The 4,089-nt window shown below is 70.3% G+C and carries 4 protein-coding genes and 1 pseudogene; 2 read left to right on the plus strand and 3 right to left on the minus strand.

Going from position 1 to position 4,089, the window contains the following annotated elements; all coding sequences use genetic code 11:
* Together ACWJ6R_RS31490 and ACWJ6R_RS31495 are read right to left on the minus strand one after the other, a co-directional pair.
* A partial coding sequence (locus tag ACWJ6R_RS31490) for a M14 family metallopeptidase (protein ID WP_449065709.1) occupies window positions 1-1,624 on the minus strand: 1,624 nt, incomplete at its 3' end.
* 236 nt (window positions 1,625-1,860) lie between these two features.
* Window positions 1,861-2,214, minus strand: coding sequence for an ATP-binding protein (locus tag ACWJ6R_RS31495; RefSeq protein WP_449065710.1), 354 nt, complete (start codon window positions 2,212-2,214; stop codon window positions 1,861-1,863).
* 244 nt (window positions 2,215-2,458) lie between these two features.
* Between ACWJ6R_RS31495 and ACWJ6R_RS31500 the strand changes: the two genes are divergently transcribed.
* Together ACWJ6R_RS31500 and ACWJ6R_RS31505 are read left to right on the plus strand one after the other, a co-directional pair.
* Complete coding sequence (locus tag ACWJ6R_RS31500; protein ID WP_449065711.1) at window positions 2,459-3,274, plus strand: helix-turn-helix domain-containing protein; 816 nt, start codon at window positions 2,459-2,461, stop codon at window positions 3,272-3,274.
* Between the two features lie 28 nt (window positions 3,275-3,302).
* Window positions 3,303-3,539, plus strand: a complete 237-nt coding sequence (locus ACWJ6R_RS31505) for a DUF397 domain-containing protein (RefSeq protein WP_373868869.1) — start codon at window positions 3,303-3,305, stop codon at window positions 3,537-3,539.
* 45 nt (window positions 3,540-3,584) lie between these two features.
* Here ACWJ6R_RS31505 and ACWJ6R_RS31510 read toward each other — a convergent pair.
* A pseudogene (locus ACWJ6R_RS31510) lies at window positions 3,585-4,089 on the minus strand (AAA family ATPase); the annotation flags it as partial.

Here is a 4,089-nt window from a genome sequence, read left to right on the forward strand (position 1 = left end):
CCTTCACCCGCAGGTAGTCGGCGCTGGAGGAGTTGGAGCCGTGCGCCAGGTACCACGACAGCGACAGGTTCAGCGTCCCGCCGCTCGGCAGGGCGATCTGCGGTGACCGGATGCTCGTGACGCCGCCGTCGATGTCGTAGGTCCCGGCCGAGGAGCCCGCCAGGCGGCCGGTGACCAGGTCGTTGACGCCGCTGACCGTGGTGCCGAGCTGCTTGGCCCCGCTGGAGGAGGTGGCCGCCGGGTCGCCGCGCTCCCACTGGCCGGAGGTGGCGGTGTCGGTGCCGGACGGGTTCGCCGTCCAGCCGGTCGCCGTCTCGAAGTCGTCGGAGTAGACCGTCGCCGGCGGCGGGCCGGAGGAGCAGTACTGCGCCTCCTTGCCGGTGATCCGGTAGACGCAGTCGGAGTACTCCAGGAAGCGCAGGACCGCTTCCTTGTTCCGGCTGGTCTGCGGGCCGATCTGCTCGTCGGGCGGGTAGAACCCCGGAGAGGCGCTCGTCGGGTACATCTCGAAGGTGTAACTGAAGATCTTGTGGACGCCCCACATCCAGTCGTCGATCGAACCGTCGGTGATGTAGAGGTCGCTCGCCTGCTGGGGGGTGTAGCCGTTGGTGGAGGCCATGTTCTCGCCCAGGGCCTCGAAGGCGTCGTGGTCGTCCTGGGTGAGCCCGGGCGCGGTGTCGTTGTAGGTGTAGCCGTACGGCCACAGGATCAGCTCGCCGTAGGTGTGCCAGTCGATGTGCGACTTGATCTGCTGCACGCCGCCGACGACCCGGCTGTTCACCCAGTCGGCGACCGCCCGGACCTCGGGGGCCGAGGCGGCCGAGGGGCCGCGGTAGGTGTCGCTGGACGCCGAGCCGGAGGAGCCGCCGCAGCAGCCCCACTGGAAGGCCCAGTTGCGGTTCAGGTCGGTGCCGACGTAGGACGAGCCGGAGTTGGGCTGCCGGTTCTTCCGCCAGGAGCGGTAGGAGCCGGTCGCGATGTCGTACTCGCCGCCGTCGGGGTTGAGGTCCGGCATGATCCAGATCTCGCGGCCGTTCACCAGGTTGGTGATCCGGCTGTCGCCGCCGTATCCGTCGGTGAGCGTGTTCATGATGTACAGCGCCATCTCGACGGTCAGGTGCTCCCGGGCGTGCTGGTGGTGGGTGAACAGCACCTCCGGCTCGTCCTCGTCGGTGGCCGCGTTGTCGCTGATCTTCACGGCGATCAGGTCGCGGCCCTCGTACGAGGTGCCGTAGCTGATCTTCCTGGCGATGGACGGATGGTCGGAGACGATCTTGTTCACCGCCGCGGTCATCTCGGCGTAGTTGTGGTACGCCGAGTCGGCCGGCGGGAAGTCGGCCAGCGACTTCGGCGGCGGCGCGGGCGCCTCGAGCTTCGTCACGGTGTAGCCGAGTCTTTCGATCTCGGCGACCTCGGCCTCCGTGGCGGTCACCACGACCGAGGCGGGGTCGACCTGGTCGATCGCGGCACCGGTGGCCGCGACCGCGCTGCGCTGCCGGGAGTCGCTCGGACCCTCGACCTTGTACTGGCTGCTGGGCGGCGGCTCGGCGGAGGCTCCCACCCCGGTCGCGCCGAGGCACAGCAGCGCCAGGGCTGCGATCCCGACGGTCAGACGGCGTCTCACCCGTATCCTCCTCAGACGCGTTGTCGGGGGGTTGTCACGCGTCTGAACCGAGGGTCAGGCAAGTCGGCCGGTCAGCAAAGACCCAAACACCACATCATGCGGGAGTTATGGCCGCCGGGCCCCTGCGGCCGGGGACCCCGGGCGCCCGGGATCCCGGAGCTCAGAAGCTCAGAAGCCCCCGGAGCTCAGAAGGCGCCGGATCCCGGAAGGTGCCGGAGCTCAGAAAACGCCGGAGCTCAGAAGGCGACCTCGAACCAGAGGGTCCGGAGTCCGCGCGGGTCGCCCTCCCGGATCCCCCAGCGGGCGGCCAGCAGGTCCACCAGGAACATGCCGCGCCCGCTCTCCGCCTCTGGTTCGTTGCGCACGTGCGGCGCCGAGTGCCCCGAGCCGGCGTCGCTCACCTCCACCAGCACGGCGTCCGGACCCACCGCCACCGTCATCGCCACCTGTCCCCCGCCGCCGGAGCCGGAGTGGACCACCGAGTTGGTGACGACCTCGCTGACGAGCAGCGTCACGTCGTCACAGGCCGGATGGGCCTCACCCAGGAGCTCCCTGACGCGGCGCCGGGCCAGGGCCACGGACTCCGGCACGCCATGGAGGGTGACCGTGGATCGGGGTGGAACGGTCTGCTGCCCGGTCGTCATGATCGCCTCATTCCCCGGTGGATGCATTCCCATGCGGGCGCCGCTCTGGGATGGCACACTCACTCACGGTGAACCTTTCTATCAAGGACTGCAACAGCTCATATTGAAATTCCACAGTTTCTCCCGCCAGAAGATCGGAGGTTCGGGCGTGCCCTCTCGGAGAAGTCCCACCGCCCGGCATCGCCGCCTGATGGCCGAGCTGAACCGTCTGCGAGAGAACAGCGGCCTGTCGCGGGTGGAGGTGGCTGAACGGATCGGCTCCACCGACACCACCATCTGGAGGTACGAGACGGGCCTGACCCGTCCCAGGCCGACGGACGTGGCGGCCCTCACCACCGTGTACGGCGTGACCGGGCAGGAGCGCGACTCCCTGATCCAGATGGCCAGGGAGGCCCGGCAACGGGGGTGGTGGCACCGCCACCGCCAGGCCCTCAAACCCGGTTTCGACTCCTACATCGGGCTGGAGGCGGAAGCCTCCGTCGTGCGGTCCTACGAACCGCTCGTCGTCCCCGGCCTGATGCAGACCGAGCCCTACGCCCGTGCCGTCATCGAGGCGACCTCCATCACCCACACCCCCTCCGAAGTGGATGAGAAGGTCTCCGTGCGCATCTCGCGCCAGCGGTTGCTGCACGGCTCGGCTGACCCGATCCAGCTCGTCGCGGTGCTCGACGAGGCGGTCCTCCGGCGCCGGGTAGGCGGCCGCGAGGTGATGCGCGAGCAGCTGGAGCGGCTGGTCGACCTCGGCAGGCTGCCCAACGTGGAGATCCGGGTGATCCCGTTCTCCGCGGGGGCGCACGCCGCGGTCGACGGCAAGTTCTGCCTGCTCAGCTTCCCCGAGCCCGAAGATCCCGACCTGGTCTACCTGGAGCAGGCCGCGAGCGGGCTCGTTCCGGAGGATCCGGAGGAGGTGCGCCGGTACACCCTGATGTTCGGAAGCCTGACAGCGATGGCCTTCGGCACCGAGGCGTCGGCGGCCTTCATCGCCCAAGTGGCGAAAGAGTTGTGAAGAACCGATACGAAGAGGAGAAATGCGGGTGTCCACTGTGGATCCGTCCCGCGTCATGTGGCGCAAGAGCAGTCTCAGCACCGGAGGCGACTGCGTGGAAGTGGCCGTCGTGCCCGGTGACCCGGCCCTGGCCGCGCACAAGGCCGAGGCCGATGAGCTCTACCTCGTGCGCGACTCCAAGGACCCGAACGGTCCGGCGCTGGCGTTCACCCAGAGCGAGTGGGACGCCTTCGTCGGAGGCGTGAAGGCCGGCGAGTTCGACTGACATATCCCCCGGGGGAACCGGATTCCGGTTCCCCCGGGGCCTTTTTCAGTCCGGCCTGCGGTCGCCGCCGTCGTAGCCCAGCACCCGCATCGCGGTCTCCGGATCGAGCGCGGCGGCCAGGAGCTGGGCCCGTTCCACCGCCCGGTCGCGCTCCGCCTCCGCCCTGACCCGGGAGGCCTGGACCGCCCGGACCGCCAGGAAGGCGATCCCGGCCAGCACGCACGCGATCACCGCCGCGGCGAACGCCGCCATCGAGGCGCCCCGCCCCGCCGCACCGGACAGGCCGGCCGCCGCACTGATCCTCCCGCCGCTGAGGGCGTCCGCGCCGAGCAGCGTGAACGCGGCCAGCGCGGCCAGACTCGCGGCGACCACCGCGAACCGCCGCAGGCCCCGCCGCCCCTTCGGGCCCTTCCGCGTCCTCTCCTCCGCTCCGTGCTCCTCCGGTGGTTCCCCTGTCCCGGATCGCGGACCCCCGGTACGGCCCGGCTCCACTCCGCCGGGCCGTACCGGGCCCGCGGCCCGAGCCGGTGACGCCGACGGCGGGGCTCTC

The organism is Planomonospora algeriensis (assembly GCF_977012225.1).